A 25,820-nucleotide genomic window follows, 5' to 3' on the forward strand; every position below is an offset into this window, starting at 1 on the left:
CGCCCTGCTTCAGCAGGGCCGGGATGATCTTCGGCACCAATGCGACGCGTCGTTCGTCCGGGTTCGTCTCGCGAACCACTCCGACGCGCGCACCGTCCGGCACACCGGCCCGGCCGCTCGGCATTGTCTCTTCCACAGCGCGCGAACTCCTTTCGTGGTCCCTCGACCCGCGAAGATGTCCGCTCAGACTTGCCATACGAGATGGCATTGACAACAGAATCACCACATTGCTAGACAAATGGACTCCACGGGTGCCAATCCCCGGCAAATAGTCTTCGAGCGCCCTGGAACAGTGACAGGGAGTAAACAGATGATCACCAACGAAGCGGCCCGCACCGGCATCGACGAGATCGACCGGCGCATCATCCAGGAGTTGTCCCGCGACGCGCGGCTATCGATGCGCGAATTGGCCGAGCGAACCCATATTTCCCGAGCCCACGCCTATGTCCGGCTCGATCACCTCCGGCAATCCAATGTCATAGAAGGCTTCTCGGCGCGTATCGGGTACGAAAAGACCGGACTGCGCGCATCGGCCTTGGTGGCCATGTCGATTCGGCAGGAGTGCTGGCACGCTATTGCGGACTCGCTCAGCACCCTGCCGTTCGTCGACCACTATTTCCTGCTGGGCGGCGATTTGGACGTGATCGTCCTGGTGCGCGCCACGGACAATCAGGCACTGCGCGCCATCGTGTTGGAAAAGCTGCAGGGTCTGGCGGGCGTGCGGTCAACAAGAACCTGGCTGATCTTCGAGGAAGCCGTAGGTCCGGGGCCCGAGTGGGTCTGATCGACTGCACCGCAGGAGAGTTCTGGCCGGCGCCGGATGCGGAGCAGGCTCGCCCCCGAGTCCCGCCTAGACCCCGGAGAAACCGCGCACCAGCGTCTGCGCGACCTCGTTGAGGTGCTCGATGGTCAGTTCACGAGCCCGATCCGAATCACGGTCCCGCAATGCCGTCAAGATCAGATCGTGGGCGCGCAGCTCCTCCTCCGAAGTGATGTGTCCTTCGATCTGCGGCAGTAGATAGTGCAACCGGCGCACCTCGTCGGTCAGGTCCTGCAGAATGGTCCGAACTCTCGGATTGCCGCCGATATCGGTCAACGCCAGGTGAAACGCGCTCGCCGCACCCAGAGCGGCGTCCGTGCCCGAGGCAGTGTGTTGTTCCCTGACCATGCCCGCGAGCAGCTCCAGATCATCCGCTGTCGCGCGGGTCGCCGCGGCCGCGGCCACCTCCGGCTCGATCATGCGCCGGACCGCGAAGATATCGCGAATATCCCGCAACTCGACCGGCCGGACCAAGTAGCCCTTCCGTGGCAGCACCACGACCCACCCGGTCTGCGACAGCAGCCGCAGCGCCTCCCGCACCGGCGTCTTGGACACCCCGTACTCGGCGGCGAGCTCCGCCTCGTAGATGGCGGTGCCGGGTGCGCGCTGCACCCGCAGAATCTGATCCTTGATCCGTTCGTACACCTCGTCGGTGAGCGACATCGCCCCTCTTTCACCAGCTGAAACCCTAAGGCCATGAGTGTAGCCCACCGGGATCCCACTGATATATCTACAAAGTTCTTCCAAAATCTCTAACGCATATGTCATTGTGGTAGCCATCACTCGGCTTCGCACCGAGATCCCAGCGGCCACGAGACTCGACTGCCGAGCTCGCAACGCCATTCAATAGAACCCTGATTGCAGCAAAGCTGCCGCAATCGCGGCAGGGTGAGGAAACGATGTCTCAGGAGAGCACCCACCGAATCGGTGGGGAGCTGATGTCCGAGGAAGGTCCGGACGGCTTGATCACCCGAGCCTTCCTGCGCGGAACCGGGTTGTCGGCCTTGACGGTTCGCCAGCGGCCGGTCATCGGCATCGCCAATACGTGGAGTGAGCTCAATCCCTGCAACGCAGGTCTGAGAGAGCTCGCCCGGCATGTGAAACGCGGGATCACCGCGGCGGGCGGGCTGGCACTCGAGTTCCCGACCATCTCCCTGGCCGAAGCGTTCACGCGTCCGTCGAGCATGTATCTGCGGAACCTGCTCGCGATGGACACCGAGGAAATGATCACCGCGAGCCCGATCGACGGGGTTGTCCTGCTGGGCGGATGCGACAAGACCCTGCCTGCCCAGCTGATGGGCGCGGCCAGCGCGGGCAAACCCGCACTGGCACTCGCGGCCGGCCCGCGCCCGCTGTCGACCTGGGAGGGTCGGCCGATGGCGGTCGAGAATCTCTGGCCGCTCATCGATCAGCGCCGGACCGGCCACCTGTCCGACAGCGACTGGTCGCGACTGGAAGGCTGCCTCAGCGGCGGAGTCGGGACCTGCAATGTAATGGGAACCGCCGTCACCATGGCTGTTGTCGCAGAGGTGCTGGGGATGGCGCTGCCCGGCACGGCGCTCTTGCCGGCGGACTCCGCGCAGCGGGCGGCAGCCGCCGAGCACACCGGACGGGCCATCGTCGCGCGCGCCCGAGCCCACATCACCCCAGCCGCGGTCATGACACCGGGCGCGTTCGACAACGCGTTTCGCGCGGTGTGCGCGGTAGGCGGTTCGACCAATGCGGTGATCCACCTGCAGGCCATCGCGGGCCGGCTCGGATTGTGCTTGGACCCGGCGCGTTTGCAGAAGCTCAGCGACTCGACTCCCCTGCTGGCCGATGTGAAACCGTCCGGGCGACGTTTCCTGCACGACTTCGAGGCCGATGGCGGAGTTCCCGCACTCATGGGCCGGCTGCGCGAAATCGCCGACATGACTGCGATGTCCGGCGACGACCGCAGCTGGGACGAGACCGCGACGGACCCGGCCGCCATCGCGGGCTGCCTGTCGACGCTGACTCATCCCGTCGGCCAGGCGAGGTCGCTGGTCATGCTGCGCGGCAGCCTCGCCCCCGACGGCGCGCTCCTCAAGCAGTCCGCCGCCGATCCGGGGCTGTGCAGACACGTTGGCAGAGCGGTGGTTTTCGACGGTGTCGATGACCTGCGGGCGCGGATCGATCACCCTGATCTGGAGGTCGATGCGACATCGGTGCTCGTGTTGCGCGGGACCGGCCCGATCGGCGGGCCGGGTATGCCGGAGGTCGGCCACCTGCCCATTCCGCGAAAACTGCTGGAGCAGGGCGTCACCGACATGGTGCGCATTTCCGATGCCCGGATGAGCGGCACCGCGACCGGAACCGTCGTATTGCACGTGGCTCCCGAGGCGGCGGCGGGCGGACCATTAGCGCTCGTCCGCGACGGTGACTTCATCGAACTCGATACCGCCCGCAACACCCTCGATCTGCTGGTGGACTCCGCCGAATTGGAACGGCGCAGCCTCGAGGGCGGACCGAATCAACAAGGGCCACAGCCCAATGACGGCACCGAGCCGTCCTCGGCGTTTCCCCGGGCGCGCGGGTATGCGCGATTGTTCGCCGAACACGTGACGCAGGCCGATCGAGGCTGCGACTTCGATTTCCTGCAGGCGGTGCGATGAGCATGTTCGATGTCGGCCTGATCGGAACAGGGGCGATGGGGACACAGATCGCCACCCGGATCATCGCCGCGGGCCATCGGCTCGCCGTACACAATCGAACCCGCGTGAACGCACTCGCTGTGGAGAACGTGGGCGGGCAGTGGTGTGGCAGCGCGGGGGAGCTCGCCGCAGCCAGCCGCGTCGTGATCTCCTGTCTGCGAAACACTTTCGCAGTCGAGACCATCTACGGTGGCGACGGTCTGCTCGCCGGAGCCCGGCCCGGCCAGATCTTCGTGGAGCACGGCACCTTCGCACCGGCCACCGCCCGCGACCTCGCCGCCCTGGCCCGTCAGCGCGGTGCGGCATTCCTCGACGCCCCTGTCACCGGCGGGCCGACGGGAGCCGCGCAGGGAACACTCGCGATCATGGCCGGCGGTGACGCCGACGCCATCGACCAGGTGACTCCATTGTTGAAATCCTTCGGATCTCGCGTCACTCGCGTCGGCGGCTCCGGCGCGGGCGTCGAACTCAAACTCGTGAACCAGCTGCTGGTCGGCGCGCACATGACCGCCGCTGCCGAGGCGATCCGGGTACTCGACCGGGTGGGCATCGATCTCGGCCTCGCCGCAGAGGTCCTGCTCAGTGGATGGGCCGATAGCACCATGCTCAGGCGCGCCTTCACCCAACTCGAGCTCGACGCGGTAGAACACACCGGCGCCACGATCTCCGGCATGAATGAGGTCTTGGACCTGGTGAATCGGCTACGTGATGAAGCCCGCCTCAGCGGACCGGTGCTCGACGCCACCACCGCGTCGTTCCGGGCGGCCGTGGCGTGCGGCGCCGGCGACCTCGATCCGGCAGCTCTCGCCCGGCTCGACCACACAAGTACGGCGCAGGCGAGTCCGCGATGAGATGGGCGGCCAATCTGTCGATGCTGTACTCCCGGCTGCCGGTCGAGCAGCGGGCCGCCGCGGCTGCCCGCGACGGCTACTCCTACGTCGAAACCTGGTGGCCCTTCTCGCAATCGGCACCAGCGGTGGAGGAAATCGATCGTTTCTGCTCGACGCTGCGGCGTGCGGGAGTCCGGCTGGCGGCCCTCAATCTCGACGCGGGCGACCCCAGTGCCGGGGAGCGCGGGCTACTGACCGATCCCGGCCACGAGATACGCGTGCGGACCAATCTCGAATCGGCCGTCGAGATTCTCGCGGACACGAAGTGCACAATCCTCAACGCCCTGTACGGAAATCGGATCGACGGTCATGATCCGAGATACCAGGACCGGCTCGCCTTGTGCAGGCTGGTCGAAATCGCCGACCGGGTCGCGGAGCTGGGCGTGACGGTGGTCGTCGAGACACTCAATGCCATCGACAGTCCACGGTTTCCCTTGACGAACATCGGCGACACCGCGGCGCTGGTCACCGAGGCGATCGCACAGAGCGGCCACGGCAATATCGGATTGCTGCTCGACACCTACCACCTGCGAACGATGGGTATCGATCCGGCGATCGCCATCGGCGAATACGGCCCGCTGATCCGCCATGTGCAGTTCGCGGACTCACCCGGGCGCGGGCGGCCCGGTACCGGCCGCATCGATTTCGATGGTGTCACACAGGCATTGGCAGCAATCGGCTATTCGGGATTCATCGGGCTCGAGTACGACCCGTCCCCACAAGGTTAGGAATCGAAAATGAAGATAGTCAGTTACGGACCCGAGCGGGCCGAACGTCCGGGAATCTTCGTGCCGCAGCGAGGAATCGCGCCGCTGGACCCACTACTGCGGTCGCTCGGTTTGACCGCGGTTGATTCCAACACCTTGGTCGCCATGCTCGACTGGCTGCAACCCGAGATCGAGAAGGCGGCCGCGAACGATACGGCCAGGCAGTCGATCTCGTGGCTCGACCCCGCTACCACCCGCCTCGGATCGCCTATTCCTTTCCCTGAGAAAGTGCTGGTGGCCGGTGGCAACTATCAGTCGCATGTCGATGAGGCTGCGGGGATGAAGAACGCCCCTTCCCCCTCGGAACCGATCATCATTCTCAAGCCGTCGAATACCGTCATCGGCGCGCGTGACGCGCTCATTCGCCCCGCGCAGACCGAACAGCTCGACTACGAAACCGAAATCGCCGTCGTCATCGGTCGTGGCGGGCGGCACATCGCCGCGAAGAACGCGTACGACCACGTCGCCGGATATTGCATCGCCAACGATGTCACTGCTCGAGACCTGGCATTCAAGGATGTCCACATCAGCCCGCTCTTCTCACAGATGACGCGGGCCAAGGGCATTCCGACCGGTGCGCCGCTGGGGCCGTGGCTGGTTACCAAGGACGAGATCCCCGACCCCCATCGGCTCCAGCTGCGTTGCTGGGTCAATGGCGAATTGCGCCAGGACGGTAGCAGTTCCGAGATGATCGTCGACATCCCGCACTTGATCGAGGATTTCAGCAAGGTCGTCGAGCTGTCCCCCGGCGATGTCATCATGACCGGCACGACCACCGGCTGTGGTGCATTCCAGAATCCCCCGAAGTTCCTGCGCGGCGGCGACGTCGTGCGGATGGAGATCACCGGGCTCGGCGTCATGGAGACGCCGATCGAAGACGAGAAGTGACTGCGTTCAGGGCGATTCCCGAACGATCACCGAATCCCTATTCAGGAGAATCACAGTGGACATCGAGGTCCGAACTCCCGAGAACACCTGCATTGTTCTCATCGATTACGTCAGCGGATTCGCCCCGCTGATCGCGTCGCAGACCGTGGCCGAAAACGTCTCCGGCGGGCGCGCTCTCGCGCAGACCGCCCTCGCCTACGGCATCCCGCTGATCGTGTCCGTCGGCCCCGAGCACGACCCCCGGGGCGTGCTGTATCCGGAGATCGCGGAGGTGCTCGCAGACAATCGGGTGCAGCATCGCGGTCTGTCCTTCGATGCCTTCGAGGACGAGGAGTTTGCTGCGGCCGTCGCGGCGACCGGACGCCGGCACCTGATCATCGCCGGTCTGATGTCCGACGGCTGTGTCATGCATACGACCATGAGCGCCCTGCGCCGCGACTACGGGGTCTCGATCGTCGCCGACGCGACCGCCAGCACGAGCGTCACCGCGCACCACACCGCGATGGCCCGCTTCACCCAGCTGGGTGTAGTGCCGCGCACGTGGATGTCGCTCGCGTCCGAATTCCAGAAGTCGTACGCGAATACCGAGACCCTCACCGAATATCGCGCCATCCAGGCCAATATGCCCGGCTACGCGATGTTGAACGCCACTCTCGGCAACTTTCGAAACCTGGCCGCCGACAACCCGATCGAAAACCAGTAGGAGCACTACCCCATGTCTACAACCCGAACCGATCACCAGGTCGTCATCGTTGGTGGCGGACCGGTCGGCCTGATGATGGCGATCGAACTCGGCCGCCGCGGCGTGGATGTCGCGGTGATCGAACGGCGGACCGCCCGGCTGCGGCATCCACGGGCGCTCGGCCTGCACGCGCGAACCATGGAGATCATGCGCCAGCTCGGCTGGGCCGAGGACGTCCGCCGGGCCGGCAACCTGCCGCTGGAGCGCTGGTCCAGCTTCGGCTACATGACCCGATTGAATACGCCGGACATCGGATCCATCGATCTGATGGCCGATCCCGACCGGGTCGAGCGCGCCTACTCGGAATCCCCGGAGATGATCGCTTGGTGCGCGCAGGACGTCTTCGAGCCGCTCCTGGTCGAGAAGGTCGGCGAATTCCCGTCGGTCGGTGTCACCACAGGTCTGCGCGTGACCCACCTCGAGCAGCACGAGGACCATGTCACGCTCACTGTCGAGGACGAAGCGGGATCGGTCCGGCAGATCTCGGCCGAGTACGTAGTCGGAGCCGACGGTGCGCACAGCACTGTACGCGGGCTGCTGGGCATCGACGCCCCGGTCTCACCGACCAAGGGCCACCAGCTCAATGCGTGTTTCGTCGGTGACCTGCGCCCCTACCTGGGCGATCGCAACCACATTCTCTGGTGGGTGATCAACCAGGACACCACCGGCGCGTTCCTCACCTATGACGGAGATCGCCGCTGGGTGTACAGCTGGGGATACGATCCCAACCGCGAATCGGTCGCGGACTATCCGCCGGAACGCTGCGCCGAGGTGATCCGATCCGCCATCGGCGACGCGGATGCGGACGTGGAGTTCGAACGCGTCTTCCCCTGGACGATCGACGCCGCCATCGCTGACCGGTTCCGGTCGGGTCGCACCTTCCTGATCGGCGATGCGGCACACCGGCTTCCGCCCAGTGGCGGATTCGGCATGAACAGCGGCGTCCAGGATGCGCAGAACCTTGCCTGGAAGCTCGCACTGGTGCTGCGTGGCCACGCCGAAGAGTGCGTGCTCGACACCTATGACGAGGAGCGGCGCGCCGTCGCGTGGTTCAACGCCGAGCAGATTCACCGCAATGTCGAGGCGTCGGCGAAGGTCGGCTGGGTCATGACCGATCCCGACATGCTCGCTCGCATCGAAGGGCCCGACGGCGGCCCGGTGCGTCAGCAGATCGCCGACGCGATTCCCTTGCAGGAGGACCAATATTGGTCCTATGGCCAGCAATTCGGATTCGTCTACGAGTCCGCCGCCGTCATCGGCGATGGCACCGCGGCACCGGCATCGGTGGTCAGTGATTACGTCCCGTCGGCCGCACCGGGCGCGCACGCACCGCACGTCTGGCTGCGCGACCCCGAGGGTAATCGTCTCTCGACCGTCGACCTGCTGCACACCGATTTCGTTCTCCTGACCACCCCACAGGGCGCGGAATGGCGAACGGCGCTCGAAGATCTGTCGGCGCCCCGCGGCCTGCCGACCACCGGGTACGCGATCGGCGAGGGTGGCGACTTCGTCGCTGAGATCGGCCAGGACTGGCTGTCGCGGTATGGAATCGAGGCTTCCGGCGCGGTGCTGGTGCGCCCCGACGGACATGTGTGCCTGCGCGCCACCAACGCCGGCACGCCTGCTCGCGAAGTGCTCGCGCAGGCGCTTGCCAAGCTTTTCCCGAGCCCGGTCGTGAACGCCGGCGCGGGTCAGGCGTAACCGGATTTCCGTAATCGACCATGTATCAACGTATTCGGAGACAGAAGTGACCCTCGTTGAGCCGCCACCCCCGCGGCAGTTCGAGAAGTTCCTGCCCGCCGCGAGCGCCGTGCAGTACCTCGATGCCGATGGCAAACCCACTCCCAGCGACGCCCGCTATTCCCGCCCCGCTGATGACCGCCTGGTCGAGGTGTACCGGCAGATGGTGCGCGGCAGGCGCTTCGATCAGCAGGCGACGGCCCTGACCAAGCAGGGCAGGCTGGCGGTGTATCCGTCCGCGCGCGGTCAGGAAGCGTGCCAGGTCAGCGCGGCGATGTGCCTGCGCCCCACCGATTGGCTGTTCCCCACTTATCGCGACTCGATGGCCATGACCGTGCGGGGAATCCCGGCCGCCGAGATCCTCAGCATGCTCGCGGGCGACTGGCATTGCGGGTACGACCCGGCCGTGCACCGCACCGCGCCGCAGTGCACGCCGCTGGCCACCCAGCTCCTGCACGCCACCGGGCTGGCGCACGCCGAGCAGCGCCGCGGGCGGGACACGGTCGTGCTGGCGCTGTGTGGTGACGGCGCGACCAGCGAGGGCGATTTCCACGAGGCGCTCAACTTCGCCGCGGTATTCCACGCGCCGGTCGTATTCCTGGTGCAGAACAATGGTTTCGCGATCAGCGTGCCACTGGCCAGGCAGAGTGTCGCGCCGTCGCTGGCGCACAAGGGCGTCGGTTACGGCATCGGCTCCGAACAGGTCGACGGCAACGATCCGGTCGCCATGATGGGCGTCATGGACGAGGCCGTGCGGTTCGCCCGCGAGGGCAATGGGCCGGTCATCGTCGAGGCCCACACCTATCGGCTCGACGCCCACACCAATGCCGACGACGCCACCCGATACCGCGAATCCGCCGAAGTCGAGCAGTGGCTCGCCCGGGACCCGATCAGCCGTCTGCGCGCGTACCTGGCCGCCGCGGGAGCGGTCGACGACGGTTTCGACGAGCAGCTGACCGCCGAGGTCGAGGCGGAGGCCGCCGCGCTGCGCGCGGCCATGAACGCCGACCGACCCGCCGACCCGATGGAGCTGTTCCAGCACGTGTTCGCCGAGCCCACCCCGCAATTGCGCGAGCAATCGGCCCAGGTCGAAATCGAACTCGCCGCTGAAGCCGAGGAGGACTGATCATGCCGAAACTCACGATGGCGCAGGCACTGAACCTGGCCCTGCGCGATGCGTTGACCGCTGACGAGAACGTCATCGTCTTCGGCGAGGACGTCGGCGCTCTGGGCGGCGTCTTCCGGGTCACCGACGGACTGACCAAGGACTTCGGCGAAACGCGGTGCTTCGACACGCCTTTGGCCGAGTCCGGCATCATCGGCTTCGCCGTCGGCATGGCGATGTCGGGTTTCCGGCCCGTGGTGGAGATGCAGTTCGACGCCTTCGCCTATCCGGCGTTCGAACAGATCACCTCGCACGTGGCCAAGATCCGCAACCGAACCCGCGGGAAGCTGTCGGTGCCGATGGTCATCCGTATCCCGTTCGCGGGCGGCATCGGCGGCGTGGAACACCACTGCGATTCCAGCGAGGCGTACTACGCCCACACCCCGGGGTTGAAGGTGGTGACGCCCGCGACCGTGGCCGACTCGTACTCCCTGTTGCGTGCGGCCATCGACGACCCGGACCCCGTCATCTTCCTGGAGCCCAAGCGGCTCTACTACTCTCGTGCCGAGGTGGAGCCGCGCGCGGAAGACCGGCTGGGACGAGCGCTGGTGCGCAGGCCCGGTCGCGACGCGACCCTGGTGGCCTACGGCCCGTCGGTGGAAGTGGCGCTGGAGGCGGCCCAAGCCGCTGCCGCGGACGGTCACGACCTCGAGGTGGTCGATCTGCGCTCGATTGTCCCCTTCGATGACGACACCGTCACCGCGTCGGTACGAAAAACCGGTCGCTGCCTGGTGATTCACGAGGCACAGGGATTCGCCGGGGTCGGCGCCGAGATCGCGGCCCGCGTGCAGGAACGGTGCTTCCACCATCTGCACGCGCCTGTGCTGCGGGTGAACGGATTCGATATTCCCTATCCCGCACCGAAACTCGAGCGGATCCACCGGCCCAGCGTGGATCGCGTCCTCGACGCTGTGGACCGCCTGCAGTGGAACGACACTCCCGATACCCGATGGGCGGTGACCGCGTGAACGACCAGGTCTTCCTTCTGCCCGACCTCGGTGAGGGCCTGACCGAGGCCGACATTCTCGAATGGCGGGTCACGGTCGGCGACACCGTGCGCATCGACCAGATCATCGCCGAGGTGGAGACCGCCAAGGCCGCGGTCGAGGTGCCAGTTCCGTTCGAGGGCACCGTGATCGAACTACACGGAGCCGCGGGCGACACACTCAAGGTCGGCACCCCGCTGGTCACCATCCGTGGCACGCACACCGCAGCGGCCGGGCCGGCACCGGCCGCACCGGCAGGTCATGAACAGTATCGGGAGGAGGAGCGCGCAGGATCGGGCAATGTGCTCATCGGGTACGGCACCGGTTTCGATGCCCCGCGCCGACGGCGCCGGGTGCACTCCGCGGACCGATCAACCGCCGCCCCCGGGGTACATGAGCAAGCGGACGTAGTGGGACCGACCAGTACCACGGTCCCGCCGTCCGCGCCTCGAGTCATCTCGCCACTGGTACGAAACCTCGCCCTGAGCAAGGGAATCGACCTCTCCGCACTGACCGGAACCGGGCCCGGGGGCATCATCGTCCGCGCCGATGTCGAAAGCCACGCTGATGTCGAGAGCCCGCCCGTACTCGCAGCTCCCGTGTCCGGCCCCGCCCGCTTCCATCTCGAGCGGATTCCGCTGAAGGGCCTGCGCAAGACGGTCGCCGACAAGTTGTCCACCAGTCGCCGCGAGATTCCCGACGCGACCACCTGGGTCGATGTCGATGCCACCGAGCTGCTGCGGGCCCGCGCCGCCATCAATCACGGTCTGCCACCCGAGGACCACGTGAGTCTGCTTGCGGTGGTGGCGCGCCTGACCATCGCGGCACTGTCCAGGTATCCGGAGCTCAACGCGTCGGTGGACACCGAGCACGGCGAGATCATCCGCCACGGCCAGGTGAATCTCGGTGTGGCCGCGCAAACTCCGCGCGGTCTGATCGTTCCGGTCCTCGACCACGCCGACACCATGACCACTGTGGAACTAGCCCATGCGCTGCGCGACACCGTCGAGACCGCGCGCGAGGGCAAGCTGCCGCCTGCCCGGTTGACCGGTGGCACCTTCACCCTCAACAACTATGGCGTCTTCGGTGTCGACGGCTCGACCCCGATCATCAATCACCCGGAGGCCGCGATTCTGGGAATCGGCCGCATTGTCGACCGGCCGTGGGTGGTCGACGGTGCGCTCACCGTCCGCAAGCTCACCCAGGTCTCGCTCAGCTTCGACCATCGGGTATGCGACGGCGGAGCGGCCGGCGGATTCCTGCGGCTGTTCGCCGACTACCTGGAAAACCCCGTTGCCGCGCTGGGGAGGCTGTGATGACCGAAACCCATAGTGATGTCCTGATCCTGGGCGGCGGCTCGGGCGGCTACGCCTGCGCCCTGCGCGCCGCCCAGCTGGGCCTGACCGTTACCCTCGTCGAGGCCGACAAGGTCGGCGGCACCTGTCTACATCGCGGCTGCATCCCGACCAAGGCGCTGCTGCGTGCCGCCGAGATCGCCGAAACAGCCCGCACCGCAACCTCTTTCGGTGTCCTGGCCGAGCTTCACGGCATCGACGTCGACGAGCTGCACACGTACAAGAACGGTGTCGTGCAACGCTTGCACAAAGGACTGCGCGGGCTGCTCTCCGGCGGCAAGATCAGGGTCGTGGAGGGTACCGGGGTGTACTCGCCGGACCGCTCTGTCACCGTCGACGGCGTGCGCTACACCGGCGAATCGGTCGTCCTGGCGACCGGATCCCAACCGCGTCTGCTCGACGGTATCGAAGCCGGTACCCGCATCGTCACCAGTGATCAAGCTCTGGAGCTGGACTTCATCCCGCACTCGGCGATCGTGCTCGGCGGTGGCGTCATCGGCGTCGAATTCGCCAGTCTCTGGCATTCCTTCGGCGCCGAGGTGACGATCGTCGAAGCCCTCCCCCACCTGCTCATGGCCGAAGATCCCTGGAGCTCGGCGCAATTGACGCGGGCACTGCGCAGACGCGGAATCACTGTGCGCACGAAAACCCGTGTGGCAGGAGCGAAGGAGGATGACAACGGGGTGTCGGTGGAGCTGGCCGGGGGCGAAACGCTGGCGGCCGACGTTCTCCTCGTCGCCGTCGGCCGTACCCCGCGCAGCGCTGACCTCGCGGCGGCGGGCATCGCTGTCGACAATGGCTGCGTGGTCACCAATGACCGACTGCTTACGAATGTGTCCGGGGTGTACGCCGTCGGTGACCTCGTTGCCGGGCCCCAGCTGGCGCACCGCGGATTCCAGCACGGCCTGTTCGTCGCCGAGGAGATCGCCGGCCTCTCGCCCGTCCCGGTCGCAGACCACCTCATTCCGCGCGTGGTGTACTCGCACCCGGAAGTCGCCTCCGTCGGCCTTACCGAAGCCGCCGCCCGCGAACAGTACGGCACCTGCACCGCAACGGTTTACGATCTCGCTGGCAACGGCAAGAGCCAGATCCTCCGCACCACCGGAGGTGTGAAAGTCGTGCGCGCGGGCGAAACCGGTCCGGTGGTCGGCATCCACATGGTCGGCGACAGAATCGGCGAGTCCATCGGCGAAGCCCAACTGGCGGTCGCCTGGGAGGCCCTCCCCACCGACATCGCTCCCTTCATCCACGCCCACCCCACCCAGAACGAAGCCCTCGGCGAAGCCATGCTCGCCCTGGCCGGCCGCCCACTGCACGGCCATTCCTGATCGCGCAACAACGATCGGCCCGCGGTGAACAGTGTCACCGCGGGCCGATCGTTGTGGAAACTATGAGCATAGGAAGGGTGCCGGCGCCGACGAGGGCCGAGAGCGCGTCAGGCGCGAGTCCGGATCTCACGGCTGGTGCCGCGGAATTCGGCCACGACGATCTCGCCGCGACGCACGGTGACGTCGTAGATGCCGTTGCGGCCGTAGCGGGCCCGCTCGACGGCTTCGGCGACCAGCTCGTCGCCGGCGGTCGTCGGTTCCAGGTAGGTGATCGACGCACCAGCGGCCACCGTGGGACGACCGTAACCATTGCACGCCACCGCGAAGGCGCTGTCGGCGAGGAGAAAGACATAGCCGCCGTGGGTGATGGCGTGGCCGTTGAGCATGTCGTCGGTGATCTTCATGGCGAGGGTGGCGGACCCGGGCCCGTTGGCCAGCAACTGAATTCCGCAGTCTGTCGACGCGTGATCCGCGTCGAGCATGGCGCGGGCGAAATTGATTCCGGTGGAATCCTCGCCGACGTGTTCGTTCATCGGGTACTCCCTCGGACGAGTTCAGTGGGGGCGGTTGTCGATCAGGCGGCGTACCTTGCCCGACGATCGTTCGAGGGTCTCGGGCGCGAGTACCTCGACGCCAACGGTGACACCGATCTGCTGCTTGACCAGGTGGATCAATGTCGCGGCCGCCACCTCTCGATCCGCGGCGGTGGCGTCGGGGCGGGCTTCGACTCGCACTGTCAGCCGATCCATCCGGCCGGGCCGGTCCAGCACGCACTCGAATTGGGGTGCCAGCGTCGGCACGGTGAGGACGATTTCCTCGATCTGGGTGGGGAACAGGTTCACGCCGCGCAGGATGATCATGTCGTCGCTGCGGCCGGTGATCTTCTGCATTCTGCGCATGGTGCGGGCGGTGCCGGGCAGCAGGCGGGTGATATCGCGGGTGCGGTAGCGGATGACGGGGAATGCCTCCTTGGTCAGGGAGGTGAACACGAGCTCGCCTTCGGCCCCGTCGGGCAGCACTTGCCCGGTCTCGGGATCGATGATTTCCGGGTAGAAGTGATCTTCCCAGATATGCGGTCCGTCTTTGGTTTCCGCGCACTCCATGGCGACGCCGGGGCCGATGACCTCGGACAGCCCGTAGATGTCGAGGGCGTCGATGGCCAGTTGTGATTCGAGTTCGCGGCGCATGGCCTCGGTCCACGGCTCGGCTCCGAACACGCCGATCCGCAGGGACGTCGATGCTGGGTCGATGCCCTGGCGGGTCATGGCGTCGAGCAATGTCAGCATGTAGGACGGCGTCACCATGATGGCGTCGGGCTTGAAATCCTGAATCAGGCGCACCTGGCGCTCGGTCATGCCACCCGACATGGGAATCACGGTGCAGCCCAGTCGTTCCGCGCCGTAGTGGGCGCCGAGTCCCCCGGTGAACAGCCCGTAGCCGTAGGCGATGTGCACGACGTCGGTGGAGCGCACGCCCGCGGCGCGCAGGCTGCGGGCGATGAGATCGGCCCAGTGTCCGAGATCGCCGGCGGTATAGCCGACGACAGTGGGCTGGCCGGTGGTACCGGAGGAGGCGTGGATACGCGAAACCTGTTCGCGCGGAACGGCGAACATCCCGAACGGATAGTTGGCTCGCAGGTCGGCCTTGGTGGTGAATGGGAATCTCGCGAGGTCGGACAGTTCTCTCAGGTCCGACGGGCGCACACCGACCGCGTCGAATGCGGTGCGGTAGTGGGACACGTGGTCGTAGGCGTGCTGTAGTGACCAGCGCAGCCGTTCGAGTTGCAGTGCGGCGATGCGGTCGCGAGAGGCGAATTCGATATCGTCGGCGGGAACCGTGGCGGGAATGGGAGCGACGGTGCTCAAGGGAATGTCCTGTCGGTGTGGTGATCAGGCGTCGAAGTCGACGGTGAGGGCGTCGGTGATCGGGTAGCTCTGGCAGGTGAGCACGAAGCCCGCCGCGATTTCGCTGTCCTCGAGGGCGTAGTTGCGCCGCATGTCCGCCGCCCCGTCGGTGATCTTGGCGCGGCAGGTGCCGCACACTCCGCCCTTGCACGCGAAGGGCAGATCGGAGCGCACCTGTTCGGCAGCATCCAGAATCGTCCGGTCCCGTGGCAGGTCGGCGGTGGTGGAGCGGCCGTCGAGAGTGATGGTGACCCGGCTGCTCGGCCCGGTCGTCCCCGGTTCGTGGTGGAGCTCCGGCGGTGGTGGGGTGTCGCCGACGTAGAACAGCTCGCGGTGGACGCGATCGGCGGCCACCCCGAAGTCGGCCAGCACGGTGACGGTGTCGTCCACCATGCCGTGCGGCCCGCAGATCCACGCGTGGTCGATACCGTCGATATCGACCAGCGCCGTGAGGATTTCACGTAGTCGGTCGGCATCGAGTCGGCCGCTGAACAATTCGACGTCGCGTGGTTCTCGGGAGAGCACGTGGATGAGCGAGAAGCGTTCGCCGTAGGCGTCTTTCAGGTCGGCGAGCTCGTCGGCGAACATGACCGAGCGGGTGCGCCGGTTGCCGTACAGCAGCGTTACCCGGCTGTCGGGGTTGGCGAGCAGCGAGGCGGCGATCGACAGCAGCGGAGTGATGCCGGACCCAGCGCCCACCAGCAGATGCCGTCCGGCGCTCGACGTGTCGGCGACGAAGCTGCCGGACGGGGGCTGCACCTCTACGCGATCGCCCGGCGTGACCTCGTGGACCAGCCATTTCGAGAACAGGCCGCCGGATACCTCCCGCACTCCGACCCGGGGCGCCGCGCCCTGAGCAGCGCAGATCGAATACGAACGCCGCTGCTCGACGCCGTCCACCGTCCGCCGCAGTGTGAGGAATTGGCCCGGCCGGAAATGGAATTCGTCGGCGAGCCGATCCGGTACGGCGAAGGTCACGGCGACGGCGTCGTCGCACAGGCGCTGCACGGCCGCGACCTCGAGCGCGTAGAACGCGCGGGATCGGCCGGTGGTAGGTGCCGTGGTCGTGGTCACCTCAGATCTCCTTCACATGATCGAACGGTTCGAGACAGTCGCGGCAGCGATACAGCGCCTTGCACGCGGTGGCCGCGAACGGCGAGACGAGTTCGGTCGCGGCCGAGCCGCAGTACGGGCAGCGCACGGCGCGCGAAGGCGCGGTCAGGGTGAGCGGGATGGGCCCGCTGGTTCGCGCCGGCGCCGGGCCCGGCGGGGAGTACCCATGTTCGCGCAGCTTGCGCCGCCCGTCGGGGGTGATCCAGTCGCTGGTCCACGGCGGCGACAGCACGGTGTCCACCCGCACGGCCACGAAACCGTTTGCGCGCATGTCGTATTCGATGTCGGCTCGAATGGTCGCCATGGCCGGGCACCCCGAGTAGGTGGGGGTGATGGTCACGACGACCACGCCCTCGGGTTCGACCCGTACGTCGCGCAGGACGCCGAGGTCGGCAATGGTGAGCATCGGCATCTCCGGGTCCGCGACCGCCGCGGCCACCGCCCGGGCACGATCTTCCCCGGCGGTGGCGGCCGCGCTCACCATGACGCTTCCGGATGGGCGCGGGCCACGCTCTGCATCTCGGCCAGGATCAGACCCAGCGCTTCGGTGTGCAGGCCGTCGCGTCCGGCGCGTCCGCCGACAGTGGCGGCCGAAGCTCGCTCGGGTGCAGTGGTTTCCGCAGCCCGCAGAATCGTGGTGAGGGTCTCCTCGACCTCGGTGCGCACCTGCGCGGGGTCCACGGCCACCCCGGCCGCCGCGAGCGCCGTCTCGTCCGCGGAGGTGCTGAACAATTCGGGAACGAAGGGCCAGACCTGGCCGAGCGCCCGGACCAGCCGGCCGTGCGACTCGTCGGTCCCCGCGCCGAGCACGACCGCCCATCGGGCCGCGTAATCACGGTGGTAGGTCAGTTCCTTGACGCCCTTGTGCGCCACTGCCGACAGCACCGGATCCCGTGAGTCCCGCAAACGCGCGAACACCGCCAGCCGCCAGGTCGAGAAGACGAGCAGCCTGGTGATCGCCTGCGCGAAGTCGCCATTGTCGAGTTCACACAGGCGCACATTGCGGAATTCCGCGTCGGTACGGAAGAACGCCAACGCATCCTCGGGCGGAATGGGTGAGGTATCCGAGAGGTACGGCACGACGGCGGGATCCGCGGCCGCAGCGCGGGCCAGCAGCAGCCGCGCCTGCCCGAGCAGGTCCAGGCCGATATTGGCCAGCGCGACCTCCTCCTCCAATTCCGGTGCGTGCGTGACCAATTCGGTCAGCCTCTGGGCGCTGATCAGGGCATCGTCGGCGAGCATGAGACAGTACCGCGCCAGCGCCGAGGCGTCCGCGTCCCCAGGCACGGTCGTGTCCACCCCGGCCAGAGGGTCGTCGAAGCTGGTCCCGAAGGCCCAGCGGCCGTCGTCATCGGCGGCGGCGAGACCGTCGAAGGGATTGTCGTGGTCGATCATGGCGGCGCCTCACATGTGGGGGACGGTGTCGGGGATCTCGTAGAAGGTCGGGTGGCGGTAGACCTTGTCGCGGTTGGGCGCGAAGAAGGGGTCCTTCTCGGCCGGGCTGGATGCGGCGATGGCGTGCGAGGGCACCACCCAGATGCTCACGCCCTCGTTGCGACGGGTGTAGACGTCGCGGGCGTGCCGCAGTGCCATCTCGTCGTCGGCGGCGTGCAGGGAACCCACGTGCACGTGGTTGAGTCCGCGCTTGCCACGCACGAACACCTCATACAGCGGCCATTCCGAACGAGTTCCGGTCATGGTCATGCCTCCTGGTTTCCGTTGCGGTGGGCGAATGCCGCGGCTGCTTCGCGCACCCACGCCCCGTCGTCGTGTGCGGATCGCCGGACACCGATCCGCTGCGCGTTGCACGCACCGTTGCCGGCCACGACCTGCGCGAACTCGTCCCAGTCGGGTCGGCCGAAGTCGTGTGCGCCGCGGTCGGCGTTCCATGCCAGTTCCGGATCGGGCAGGGTGACACCCAGCGTCGCGGCCTGCGGAACCGTCATGTCGACGAATCGCTGCCGCAGTTCGTCATTGGTGTGGCGTTTGATCCGCCAGCGCATGGACTGCGCGGTGTTGGGTGAGGCGTCGTCGGGCGGGCCGAACATCATCAGTGCCGGCCACCACCACCGGTCGACGGACTCCTGCACCATGGCCCGCTGGGCGTCGGTGCCGCGCATCATGGTCATGAGCAGCTCGTAGCCCTGACGCTGATGGAACGACTCCTCCTTGCAGACCCGGATCATCGCGCGTGCGTAGGGACCGAACGAGCTGCGGCACAGCGGAACCTGGTTGCAGATCGCCGCGCCGTCCACCAGCCACCCGATGACCCCGACATCGGCGAAGGTCAGGGTCGGATAGTTGAAGATCGAGGAGTATTTCTGCTGGCCGGAGAGCAGTTTGCCGGTGAGGTCGCCGCGGTCCGCGCCCAAGGTTTCCGCCGCCGAGTACAGGTACAGACCGTGCCCGGCCTCGTCCTGGACCTTGGCCAGCAGGATCGCCTTGCGGCGCAGCGAGGGCGCGCGGGTGAGCCAGTTGCCTTCGGGCTGCATGCCGATGATCTCGGAGTGGGCGTGCTGGGCGATCTGGCGAATCAGGGTGGCGCGGTAGGCGTCCGGCATCCAGTCGCGTGGCTCGATACGCTGATCGGCGTCGAGTGTGGCGTCGAATCCCGCCTGCAGATCGTCGGAGACAGGGGTGTTCATGACCGAACCCTTCAGTGACCGGTGAAGACCGGGTTTGTCTTGGACAGGAAGGCAGTGACCGCGGCCCGATGGTCCGCGCTCGCGCCGAGCCGCTGCTGGGCGTCGGCTTCGTGTTCCAGCGTGTCGGCCAGATCGGCGTCCGACCGCTCCAGCAGCGCCTTCACCTCTCGGTAGGCGGCGGTCGGTCCTGCGGCCAGGCGGGCCGCGAGTTCGCGTGCCGCGGTGTCCAATTCGGAGTCGTCGACGATCCGATGCACCAGTCCCCATTCCAGGGCCCGGGCGGCGTCGATCCGATCGCCGAGCAGCATGAGCCCGGCGGCGCGCGCGGTGCCGAGGGCATGTGCCAGGCTGTGGCTCAGGCCCGAATCGCTGGCCAGGCCGATGCCGGTGAACGCGGTGGCGAAGATCGACGACTGCCCGCTGATTCGGATATCGCCCGCGAGCGCGATGCCGAGTCCGGCACCGACACAGGCGCCCTGTATCGCGACGACCACCGGTACCTGGATCCCCGCCAACGCGGTGATCAGCGGGTTGTAGTGTTCCCGGACGGTCGCCATGGCGGTGGCCGGGTCGGCGTCCAGTGCGGTCACGTGCTCGGCGAGATCCTGTCCGACACAGAAGTTCCGGCCCTCCGCGCGCAGCAGGACGGCCCGGACGCTGTCGTCGGCAGCGAGGGATCCCAAGGCGTCGAGCAGTTCCTCTTTGAGGGCGCGGTCCAGCGCGTTGGATGCCGCGGGCCGCGCCAGTGTGAGGACGGCCAGGCCATCACTCATTTCCATGGTGGCGGTGGTCATCGAGTCGTTCCTTTCGTTCCGCCGTTCCAGTCGTAGAACCCGCGTCCGGTCTTGCGCCCCAGCTCACCCCGGGCGACCTTGTCGCGCAGCAGCTGTGGGGGTTCGAAGCGGGGTCCCAGGGTGGCGGCGAGGTGTTCGGCGATCGCGAGCCGGACGTCGAGCCCGACCAGATCGGTCGACCGCAACGGGCCCAGCGCATGCCGGTAGCCCAGTTCCATTGCCCGGTCGATGGATTCGGCGTCGGCGACGCCGTCCTCGAGCATGCGGACGGCCTCCAGACCGAGACACACCCCGAGGCGGCTGGTCGCGAAGCCCGGGGCGTCGTTCACCAATACCTCGGCTTTGCCCAGCGCGGCGACCCAGCCGCGCACTCGCTCCGTGACGCCGGGGGCGGTGGCGGGGGCGCGCACCACCTCGACAAGTTTCGACGCGGGAACGGGATTGAAGAAGTGCATGCCCAGGAAGCGGCTCGGGTCCTTCAGCACCGCACCCAGTTCCGTGATGGACAGGGAACTGGTGTTGGAGGCGAGTACCGTGTCCGGCCCGACCGCCCGCTCCGCGGCAGTCAGCACTTCGGCCTTGAGTCGCGGGGTCTCCGGCACCGCTTCGATCACCAGATCCGAATCGGCGGGCAGCTCGGCGATGGCCGCAGCCAGGGTTATTCTCCCCATGATCGTGTCGATATCACTGCCGCCCAGCGCATTTCGGTCCGCCGCCGCGGACAGGCCATTGCGAATACGCTGCCGTGCGGCCGCGAGATCGCCCGATTCGACGACGGTGACATCGCTGCCGAGGGCGGCGAAGGACTGCGCGATGCCCGCGCCCATCCGTCCCCCGCCGATCACCCCGATCCGTACGGCTACCGCAGTGTCGGTCATCGTGTCCTCTTCTCCAGGAATGCGGTCATCCGCTCGTACTTCTCGGCGCTGTCGAACAGCACCGCTTGGGCGATGTCATCGGCACGGGAGCCGTCGGCGACCAGCTTGGTCAGCCGCAAGGCCAGCGGTGACTGGCGCACGACGCGGTCGAGGAGTTCGTGTGCGGCGGTGACGTGTGTCCCCTCCGGGACGACGTCGAGCACCAGCCCGCACCGCAGTGCGCGGTCGGCATCCAGCCGTGCACCACCGAGCAGGACCTGCTTGGCGATCGAGGCGCCCACGAGCTCCGGCAGCCGGTAACTGGCGCCCGCCGCGGCCGTGATACCCAGACCTGGTTCCGGATTCGCGAAAACGGCCGTCGGCGTGGCGATCCGGATGTCGCAGGCATAGGCCAGTTCGGCGCCTCCACCGAAGGCGTAACCGCTCACCGCGGCGATCGTCGGCAGTGGCAGCCGCGCCACCCTGTCGAACAGGGTGCGGTTGATCCCGGCCAGCGCTTCGTTCAGTCCCCGGTCACGCAATTCGGTGATATCGGCGCCACCTGCGAAGTGGTCGCCACGACCGGTGAGCAGCAATGGTTTCGGCGTATGTTCCAGCCGCTCGCAGACCCGGTGCAGCTCGGAGATCATCGCGGCGTCAATGGCATTGCGCCGTTCCGGCCGATCCAGGACCACCACCGTGCGGTCGTCGGACTCGGTGACCTCGAGGGTGGAGAACAGGCGGCTCACGGGACCTCCACCAGCATCGCCACACCCTGACCGACACCCACGCAGAGGGTCGCGAGTCCGCGGCGCGCGCCTTCGCGCTCCATACGCCCCAGTAGCGTCAACAGGATTCGCGCACCGGAGCATCCGAGCGGATGTCCCAGCGCGATCGCGCCGCCGTCGGCGTTGACGATCTCCTCGTCCAGATTCAACTGCCTCATCACGCCCAGCGACTGGGCGGCGAACGCTTCGTTCAGCTCGACCGCACCGAGATCACCGACCGCCCACCCGGCGCGGCCGAGGACTTTGCGGGTGGCGGGCACCGGACCCAATCCCATGACATTGGGCGGCACACCGGCATTCGCCGCGGCGACGATCCGGGCACGCACCCTCAGACCGTGCCGACGTACCGCCTCCGCACTGGCCACCACCAGCGCGGCCGCCCCATCGGACAATGGCGACGACGACCCGGCGGTGACAATGCCCCCCGGACGGAACACCGGACGCAAGCCCGCGAGCTTTTCGAGGGTCGTGTCGCGCCGGGGGACCTCGTCGGTGCTCACCTCGCCACCGCGGACCGGGACGGGGACGATCTCCGCCACGAAACGTCCGGCGTCGATGGCCGCAGCAGCGCGCCGCTGGCTGCGCAGTGCGAATTCGTCGCTCTCCGTGCGGGAAATGCCCTCGGCGACAGCCACCTCTTCGGCGGTCTCCCCCATCGCCAATGTCACCTTGCGTACCTCCGGGCCGCTGCCGAGCACAGCCGCATCCGCTCGCGCGAAACGCTCATTGGTGAAACGCCATCCGAGCGCGGTGTCGGTCAGCTCCCCCGGCTTGGCCCATGCCACACCGGGTTTGGCGACCACCCACGGCGCTCGCGTCATCGATTCGGCGCCGCCCGCCACGATCAGATCGGCGTCGCCGCCGCGAATCATGGCGGCGGCGGTCGCGACGGCTGTCAATCCGCTCGCGCACAACCGGTTGACCGTGAATCCTGGCACCGAATCCGGCAGCCCGGCCAGCAGCGCCGCCATCCGGGCGACATTGCGGTTGTCCTCGCCGGACTGATTGGCCGCACCCAGGATCACCTCGTCCACCGAGTCATCGGGGATCGCGGCCCGGCGCACCGCTTCCCGGACCACCAGCGCCGCCATGTCATCGGGCCGGACTTCGGCCAGAGCGCCGCCGTAGCGCCCCTGGGGCGTTCGCGCCCCGTCCACCAGAAAGACCTCGCGCATCCTCACACTCCTGTCCTCGTCTCCATAATTACCGAATGTTCGGTCGGTAATCAAGCCTCGGCCGCGGGTCTGCGCGAAATGCACGCCGGGCACTGAGAAGATGGGCGGATGGCTTCTCCGCGCGTCACCCGCAGGTCCGGCCCCGGCCGGCCCGGCTACGACCTCGACTCCCTGCTGTCGGTCGCCGTCAAGGTCTTCAACGAGAAGGGCTACGACGGCACCAGCATGGAGACCCTGGCGCAGCGGCTCGGAATCACGAAATCGTCCATCTACCACCATGTCTCCGGCAAGGAAGAGCTGCTGGAACTGGCGCTCGGGCGCGCGCTCAACGGGCTGTTCGCGGTCACCACCGAACCCGAGGTCACCTCGGGCCCCTACATCGACCGGCTCGAGCACCTGGTGCGCCGCAGCGTCCACGTGCTGGCCACCGAGCTGCCGTATGTGACATTGCTGCTGCGTGTGCGTGGCAACAGCCCCGTCGAACGCCGCGCCCTCGCCCGCCGCCGCGAATTCGACGATGTGGTCGCGCGGCTGGTCAGCGAGGCCGTCTCCGAGGGCGATCTGCGCCCGGACATCGACCCCGCGCTGATCAGCCGCCTGCTTTTCGGCATGGTCAACTCCCTCATCGAGTGGTACAGCCCGCGCGGGGGCACCTCCATCGATCAACTCGCCGACGCCGTGGTCCACATGACGTTCGAGGGCCTGCGCACGCACTGACCGGTCGCGGTTCCTTGACACGGGCAAGGGCCGCGCGCGATGGTAATTACCGACCGAATGGACGGTAGATCGGAGTTGTTGTGAGCAGGTTGTTGCAAAGCTATGTGAGCGGGCGGTGGCACACTCCGCCGGATGCGGGCCAGTCGATCCTCAGCGCCGTGGACGGCAGCGAGATCGCGCGGGTCTCCTCGACCGGCATCGATTTCGCCGCGGCGGTGCATCACGCGCACTCGGTCGGGGGGCCCGCGCTGGCGCGGCTGACCTTCCACGAGCGCGCGGGGCTGCTGAAGGCGCTCGGGCAGTCCATCCTGGCGCGCAAGGACGAGTTCTACACGGTGTCGCGGGCGACCGGCGCGACCGACCGGGACTCGGCGATCGACATCGATGGCGGCGCGGGCACCCTGCTCAGCTACGCAAGCCGGGCCAAGCGTGAATTGCCCAATGGCACCGTGTATCTGGACGGCGGGGTGGAACGGCTCGGTAAGCGCGGAACCTTCGTCGCCCAACATGTCTACACCACCCGCCCGGGCGTGGCGGTGCAGATCAATGCTTTCAATTTCCCGGTCTGGGGTTTCCTCGAGAAGCTGGCTCCGGCGTTCATCGCGGGTGTGCCGAGCATTGTGAAGCCCGCGTCGCAGACGGCGTATCTGACCGAGGCCGTTTTCCGCCACATCATCGAATCCGGTCTGCTGCCGGAAGGTTCGGTGCAGCTGGTGTGCGGTGGCACCGGCGACCTACTGGATCAGCTGGGTGGCCAGGACTCGCTGCTGTTCACCGGTTCCGCGCAGACCGCCGCGCTGCTGCGCACGCACCCGGCGCTCGTGCACCACGGCACCCGTTTCACCGCGGAGGCCGATTCGCTCAACGCCTCGATCCTCGGCACCGACGCGGAGCCGGGCACTGCGGAATTCGATCTGTATGTGCGCCAATTGGTTACGGAGATGACCGCGAAGGCGGGACAGAAGTGCACGGCCATCCGGCGCGCGTTCGTTCCGGAGAACATGGTCGACGCGGTGATCGACGCGGCCCGGGAGCGGTTGAGCAAGGTTGTGGTGGGCGCGCCCGGGGACGAGGGCGTCACCATGGGCGCGCTGGCCAGCGTGCAGCAGCGCGATGAAGTGTTGAAGGCCGTCCAGGCCCTCACCGCCAGCAGCGATATCGTGGCCGGCCGAGCCCAGGCGCCGGAGGGACCGGGCGCGTTCCTGTCGCCTATCCTGTTGCGCTGCACGGACAATACGGCCGCCGAACCACACGAGATCGAGCCGTTCGGTCCGGTGGCGACGATCATCGGCTATCGCGATGCCGCCGAGGTGATCGACCTGGCGGCCCGCGGGCAAGGCAGTCTGGTCGCCTCCCTGGTCACCGCCGACGCGGCGCTCGCCCGGGAGATCGTGCTGGGCCTGGCTCCATTCCACGGCCGTGTCCTGGTTCTCGACACCGAGGATGCGAAGGAGTCGACCGGCCACGGTTCCCCACTGCCGGTGCTCGTGCACGGAGGACCCGGCCGGGCCGGGGGCGGTGAAGAGCTCGGCGGTATCCGCGGCGTACTCCATCACATGCAGCGCACGGCCGTCCAGGCGTCGCCGAACAAGCTCTCCGCCATTACCGGGCAGTGGGTCAGCGGCGCCGCCCGGCATGCCGGCGCGGTGCATCCGTTCCGGAAGAGCCTCGCGGAGTTGGCTATCGGTGACACCATCGTTGGCGGTCCGCGGCAGGTCACGGGCGAGGACATCGCGCACTTCGCGGAGTTCACCGGCGACACGTTCTACGCCCATACCGATCCCGTTGCCGCGGCGGCCAATCCGCTCTTCGGCGGCATCGTCGCCCACGGCTACCTGGTTGTATCGCTTGCGGCCGGGCTGTTCGTGGACCCCGCCCCGGGCCCCGTCCTCGCCAATTTCGGCGTCGACAACCTCCGATTCCTCACCCCCGTCAAGGTCGACGACATCCTCACCGTGACACTCACCGCGAAGGCCATCACGCCCCGGGCCACCGCCGACTACGGTGAAGTCCGCTGGGACACCGTGGTGACGAATCAGAATGCCGAACCAGTCGCGACCTACGACGTGCTCACCCTGGTGGCGAAGTCATGACCTACCGCATCGCCATCTGCTACGGCCGCCCCGCGGATCCCGCGGCCTTCGACGCGTACTACGCCGAAACCCATGTCCCGCTGGCTCGGAAGATCCCCGGCCTCTCCGCATTCACCTGGGGCCTCTGCTCCGCGCTCGGTAGCGGCGAACCGCCGTACTACATGGTTGCCAGCCTGCACTTCCCCACGGCCGAGGCACTCGATCAGGCATTGGCCTCAACCGAAATGAAGGCCGCCGGCCGCGATGTCCGTAACTTCGCCACCGGCGGTGTCACCATGTTCACCCAATCCGAGCAATCAGTACTGATTCCCTGATCCGCACGCCACCCGGCGGACAGGGGCAAAGCATCGTCCTGCACCCAACCGATGGCGCAGGCGATGC

The 25,820-nt window shown here is 67.3% G+C and carries 26 protein-coding genes and 1 pseudogene; 14 read left to right on the plus strand and 13 right to left on the minus strand.

From position 1 onward, the window contains the following. Window positions 1-124, minus strand: a pseudogene (locus ABZV44_RS34120) (NAD(P)(+) transhydrogenase (Re/Si-specific) subunit alpha); the annotation flags it as partial. 186 nt (window positions 125-310) lie between these two features. On the opposite strand from ABZV44_RS34120, the gene ABZV44_RS34125 reads away from it, so the two are divergent. Then, window positions 311-784: an Lrp/AsnC family transcriptional regulator gene (locus ABZV44_RS34125; protein WP_354845922.1), complete on the plus strand. Its 474-nt coding sequence runs from the start codon at window positions 311-313 to the stop codon at window positions 782-784. Between the two features lie 66 nt (window positions 785-850). Here ABZV44_RS34125 and ABZV44_RS34130 read toward each other — a convergent pair whose 3' ends face one another. Beyond that, window positions 851-1,483 carry a GntR family transcriptional regulator gene (locus ABZV44_RS34130; protein WP_354845628.1) on the minus strand — a complete coding sequence of 211 codons (633 nt, stop codon included), beginning with the start codon at window positions 1,481-1,483 and terminating at the stop codon, window positions 851-853. A 236-nt stretch (window positions 1,484-1,719) separates the two neighbouring features. Here ABZV44_RS34130 and ABZV44_RS34135 point away from each other — a divergent pair, with 236 nt between their 5' ends. The 10 genes from ABZV44_RS34135 (at window position 1,720) to lpdA (ending at window position 13,353) form a co-directional block, all read left to right on the plus strand. Next, window positions 1,720-3,453: a dihydroxy-acid dehydratase gene (locus tag ABZV44_RS34135; RefSeq protein WP_354845631.1), complete on the plus strand. Its 1,734-nt coding sequence runs from the start codon at window positions 1,720-1,722 to the stop codon at window positions 3,451-3,453. Further along, the gene (locus ABZV44_RS34140; protein WP_354845634.1) at window positions 3,450-4,343 is read left to right on the plus strand and encodes an NAD(P)-dependent oxidoreductase; all 894 of its coding nucleotides are present in this window, start codon (window positions 3,450-3,452) and stop codon (window positions 4,341-4,343) included. The genes ABZV44_RS34135 and ABZV44_RS34140 overlap by 4 nt, the downstream gene beginning before the upstream one ends. Then, window positions 4,340-5,110: a TIM barrel protein gene (locus ABZV44_RS34145; RefSeq protein WP_354845637.1), complete on the plus strand. Its 771-nt coding sequence runs from the start codon at window positions 4,340-4,342 to the stop codon at window positions 5,108-5,110. Before ABZV44_RS34140 ends, ABZV44_RS34145 begins: the two co-directional genes overlap by 4 nt. Before the next feature lie 144 nt (window positions 5,111-5,254). Further along, window positions 5,255-6,037, plus strand: a complete 783-nt coding sequence (locus tag ABZV44_RS34150) for a fumarylacetoacetate hydrolase family protein (protein ID WP_354845640.1) — start codon at window positions 5,255-5,257, stop codon at window positions 6,035-6,037. 55 nt (window positions 6,038-6,092) lie between these two features. Beyond that, the gene (locus ABZV44_RS34155; protein ID WP_354845642.1) at window positions 6,093-6,740 is read left to right on the plus strand and encodes an isochorismatase family protein; all 648 of its coding nucleotides are present in this window, start codon (window positions 6,093-6,095) and stop codon (window positions 6,738-6,740) included. 12 nt (window positions 6,741-6,752) lie between these two features. Next, entirely contained in the window at window positions 6,753-8,480 is a 1,728-nt protein-coding gene (locus ABZV44_RS34160) for an FAD-dependent monooxygenase (RefSeq protein WP_354845644.1), read from the plus strand. A gap of 46 nt (window positions 8,481-8,526) precedes the next feature. Then, window positions 8,527-9,645, plus strand: a complete 1,119-nt coding sequence (gene pdhA, locus ABZV44_RS34165; protein ID WP_354845646.1) for a pyruvate dehydrogenase (acetyl-transferring) E1 component subunit alpha — start codon at window positions 8,527-8,529, stop codon at window positions 9,643-9,645. A gap of 2 nt (window positions 9,646-9,647) precedes the next feature. Next, window positions 9,648-10,652 carry an alpha-ketoacid dehydrogenase subunit beta gene (locus ABZV44_RS34170; protein ID WP_354845648.1) on the plus strand — a complete coding sequence of 335 codons (1,005 nt, stop codon included), beginning with the start codon at window positions 9,648-9,650 and terminating at the stop codon, window positions 10,650-10,652. Further along, complete coding sequence (locus tag ABZV44_RS34175; RefSeq protein ID WP_354845651.1) at window positions 10,649-11,986, plus strand: dihydrolipoamide acetyltransferase family protein; 1,338 nt, start codon at window positions 10,649-10,651, stop codon at window positions 11,984-11,986. The genes ABZV44_RS34170 and ABZV44_RS34175 overlap by 4 nt, the downstream gene beginning before the upstream one ends. Further along, window positions 11,986-13,353, plus strand: coding sequence for a dihydrolipoyl dehydrogenase (gene lpdA, locus ABZV44_RS34180; RefSeq protein WP_354845654.1), 1,368 nt, complete (start codon window positions 11,986-11,988; stop codon window positions 13,351-13,353). The genes ABZV44_RS34175 and lpdA overlap by 1 nt, the downstream gene beginning before the upstream one ends. 107 nt (window positions 13,354-13,460) lie before the next feature. On the opposite strand, the gene paaI is transcribed toward lpdA, so the two are convergent. The 11 genes from paaI to ABZV44_RS34235 all read right to left on the minus strand — a co-directional run bounded on the left by paaI (window position 13,461) and on the right by ABZV44_RS34235 (window position 22,629). After that, entirely contained in the window at window positions 13,461-13,835 is a 375-nt protein-coding gene (paaI, locus tag ABZV44_RS34185) for a hydroxyphenylacetyl-CoA thioesterase PaaI (RefSeq protein ID WP_354845924.1), read from the minus strand. Window positions 13,836-13,907: 72 nt separating this feature from the next. Then, window positions 13,908-15,218, minus strand: coding sequence for a phenylacetate--CoA ligase PaaK (gene paaK, locus ABZV44_RS34190; RefSeq protein ID WP_354845657.1), 1,311 nt, complete (start codon window positions 15,216-15,218; stop codon window positions 13,908-13,910). A gap of 24 nt (window positions 15,219-15,242) precedes the next feature. Then, window positions 15,243-16,331, minus strand: coding sequence for a 1,2-phenylacetyl-CoA epoxidase subunit PaaE (gene paaE, locus ABZV44_RS34195; protein ID WP_354845660.1), 1,089 nt, complete (start codon window positions 16,329-16,331; stop codon window positions 15,243-15,245). Window position 16,332: 1 nt separating this feature from the next. Continuing rightward, window positions 16,333-16,854, minus strand: a complete 522-nt coding sequence (gene paaD, locus ABZV44_RS34200; RefSeq protein WP_354845663.1) for a 1,2-phenylacetyl-CoA epoxidase subunit PaaD — start codon at window positions 16,852-16,854, stop codon at window positions 16,333-16,335. Beyond that, complete coding sequence (paaC, locus tag ABZV44_RS34205; RefSeq protein WP_354845665.1) at window positions 16,848-17,765, minus strand: 1,2-phenylacetyl-CoA epoxidase subunit PaaC; 918 nt, start codon at window positions 17,763-17,765, stop codon at window positions 16,848-16,850. The genes paaD and paaC overlap by 7 nt, the downstream gene beginning before the upstream one ends. Before the next feature lie 9 nt (window positions 17,766-17,774). Further along, window positions 17,775-18,068: a 1,2-phenylacetyl-CoA epoxidase subunit PaaB gene (gene paaB / locus ABZV44_RS34210; RefSeq protein WP_354845668.1), complete on the minus strand. Its 294-nt coding sequence runs from the start codon at window positions 18,066-18,068 to the stop codon at window positions 17,775-17,777. A 2-nt stretch (window positions 18,069-18,070) separates the two neighbouring features. Beyond that, entirely contained in the window at window positions 18,071-19,015 is a 945-nt protein-coding gene (gene paaA, locus ABZV44_RS34215) for a 1,2-phenylacetyl-CoA epoxidase subunit PaaA (protein ID WP_354845671.1), read from the minus strand. A gap of 11 nt (window positions 19,016-19,026) precedes the next feature. After that, window positions 19,027-19,809 (minus strand): enoyl-CoA hydratase-related protein, encoded by a 783-nt coding sequence (locus ABZV44_RS34220; protein WP_354845674.1) that lies wholly within the window; start codon window positions 19,807-19,809, stop codon window positions 19,027-19,029. Further along, window positions 19,806-20,687, minus strand: a complete 882-nt coding sequence (locus tag ABZV44_RS34225) for a 3-hydroxyacyl-CoA dehydrogenase family protein (protein ID WP_354845676.1) — start codon at window positions 20,685-20,687, stop codon at window positions 19,806-19,808. The genes ABZV44_RS34220 and ABZV44_RS34225 overlap by 4 nt, the downstream gene beginning before the upstream one ends. Next, a complete protein-coding gene (locus tag ABZV44_RS34230; protein WP_354845927.1) occupies window positions 20,684-21,406 on the minus strand; it encodes an enoyl-CoA hydratase/isomerase family protein in 723 nt (240 codons plus the stop codon). Before ABZV44_RS34230 ends, ABZV44_RS34225 begins: the two co-directional genes overlap by 4 nt. 5 nt (window positions 21,407-21,411) lie before the next feature. After that, entirely contained in the window at window positions 21,412-22,629 is a 1,218-nt protein-coding gene (locus tag ABZV44_RS34235; RefSeq protein WP_354845679.1) for a thiolase family protein, read from the minus strand. A 108-nt stretch (window positions 22,630-22,737) separates the two neighbouring features. Here ABZV44_RS34235 and ABZV44_RS34240 point away from each other — a divergent pair, with 108 nt between their 5' ends. From ABZV44_RS34240 to ABZV44_RS34250, 3 genes are all read left to right on the plus strand, one after another. Beyond that, window positions 22,738-23,346 carry a TetR/AcrR family transcriptional regulator gene (locus tag ABZV44_RS34240; RefSeq protein WP_354845682.1) on the plus strand — a complete coding sequence of 203 codons (609 nt, stop codon included), beginning with the start codon at window positions 22,738-22,740 and terminating at the stop codon, window positions 23,344-23,346. Window positions 23,347-23,426: 80 nt separating this feature from the next. Next, a complete protein-coding gene (gene paaZ / locus ABZV44_RS34245) occupies window positions 23,427-25,439 on the plus strand; it encodes a phenylacetic acid degradation bifunctional protein PaaZ (RefSeq protein ID WP_354845684.1) in 2,013 nt (670 codons plus the stop codon). Further along, complete coding sequence (locus ABZV44_RS34250) at window positions 25,436-25,753, plus strand: EthD family reductase (RefSeq protein ID WP_354845686.1); 318 nt, start codon at window positions 25,436-25,438, stop codon at window positions 25,751-25,753. The genes paaZ and ABZV44_RS34250 overlap by 4 nt, the downstream gene beginning before the upstream one ends. Window positions 25,754-25,820: the final 67 nt, after the last annotated feature.

The organism is Nocardia sp. NPDC004860 (genome assembly GCF_040609015.1).
Lineage (GTDB): Bacteria > Actinomycetota > Actinomycetes > Mycobacteriales > Mycobacteriaceae > Nocardia.

Bases quoted from the DNA above. Each gene is read 5' to 3' on its own strand.
- ABZV44_RS34135 (WP_354845631.1), top strand. From the start codon at position 1,720: ATGTCTCAGGAGAGCACCCACCGAATCGGTGGGGAGCTGATGTCCGAG.
- ABZV44_RS34145 (WP_354845637.1), top strand. From the start codon at position 4,340: ATGAGATGGGCGGCCAATCTGTCGATGCTGTACTCCCGGCTGCCGGTC.
- ABZV44_RS34225 (WP_354845676.1), bottom strand. From the start codon at position 20,687: ATGACCGACACTGCGGTAGCCGTACGGATCGGGGTGATCGGCGGGGGA.
- paaD (WP_354845663.1), bottom strand. From the start codon at position 16,854: ATGGTGAGCGCGGCCGCCACCGCCGGGGAAGATCGTGCCCGGGCGGTG.
- ABZV44_RS34170 (WP_354845648.1), top strand. From the start codon at position 9,648: ATGCCGAAACTCACGATGGCGCAGGCACTGAACCTGGCCCTGCGCGAT.
- paaA (WP_354845671.1), bottom strand. From the start codon at position 19,015: ATGAACACCCCTGTCTCCGACGATCTGCAGGCGGGATTCGACGCCACA.
- ABZV44_RS34130 (WP_354845628.1), bottom strand. From the start codon at position 1,483: ATGTCGCTCACCGACGAGGTGTACGAACGGATCAAGGATCAGATTCTG.
- paaB (WP_354845668.1), bottom strand. From the start codon at position 18,068: ATGACCGGAACTCGTTCGGAATGGCCGCTGTATGAGGTGTTCGTGCGT.
- ABZV44_RS34240 (WP_354845682.1), top strand. From the start codon at position 22,738: ATGGCTTCTCCGCGCGTCACCCGCAGGTCCGGCCCCGGCCGGCCCGGC.
- ABZV44_RS34140 (WP_354845634.1), top strand. From the start codon at position 3,450: ATGAGCATGTTCGATGTCGGCCTGATCGGAACAGGGGCGATGGGGACA.
- paaI (WP_354845924.1), bottom strand. From the start codon at position 13,835: ATGCTCGACGCGGATCACGCGTCGACAGACTGCGGAATTCAGTTGCTG.
- lpdA (WP_354845654.1), top strand. From the start codon at position 11,986: ATGACCGAAACCCATAGTGATGTCCTGATCCTGGGCGGCGGCTCGGGC.
- paaC (WP_354845665.1), bottom strand. From the start codon at position 17,765: ATGATCGACCACGACAATCCCTTCGACGGTCTCGCCGCCGCCGATGAC.
- ABZV44_RS34250 (WP_354845686.1), top strand. From the start codon at position 25,436: ATGACCTACCGCATCGCCATCTGCTACGGCCGCCCCGCGGATCCCGCG.
- ABZV44_RS34160 (WP_354845644.1), top strand. From the start codon at position 6,753: ATGTCTACAACCCGAACCGATCACCAGGTCGTCATCGTTGGTGGCGGA.
- ABZV44_RS34235 (WP_354845679.1), bottom strand. From the start codon at position 22,629: ATGCGCGAGGTCTTTCTGGTGGACGGGGCGCGAACGCCCCAGGGGCGC.
- ABZV44_RS34125 (WP_354845922.1), top strand. From the start codon at position 311: ATGATCACCAACGAAGCGGCCCGCACCGGCATCGACGAGATCGACCGG.
- ABZV44_RS34220 (WP_354845674.1), bottom strand. From the start codon at position 19,809: ATGACCACCGCCACCATGGAAATGAGTGATGGCCTGGCCGTCCTCACA.
- ABZV44_RS34150 (WP_354845640.1), top strand. From the start codon at position 5,255: ATGCTCGACTGGCTGCAACCCGAGATCGAGAAGGCGGCCGCGAACGAT.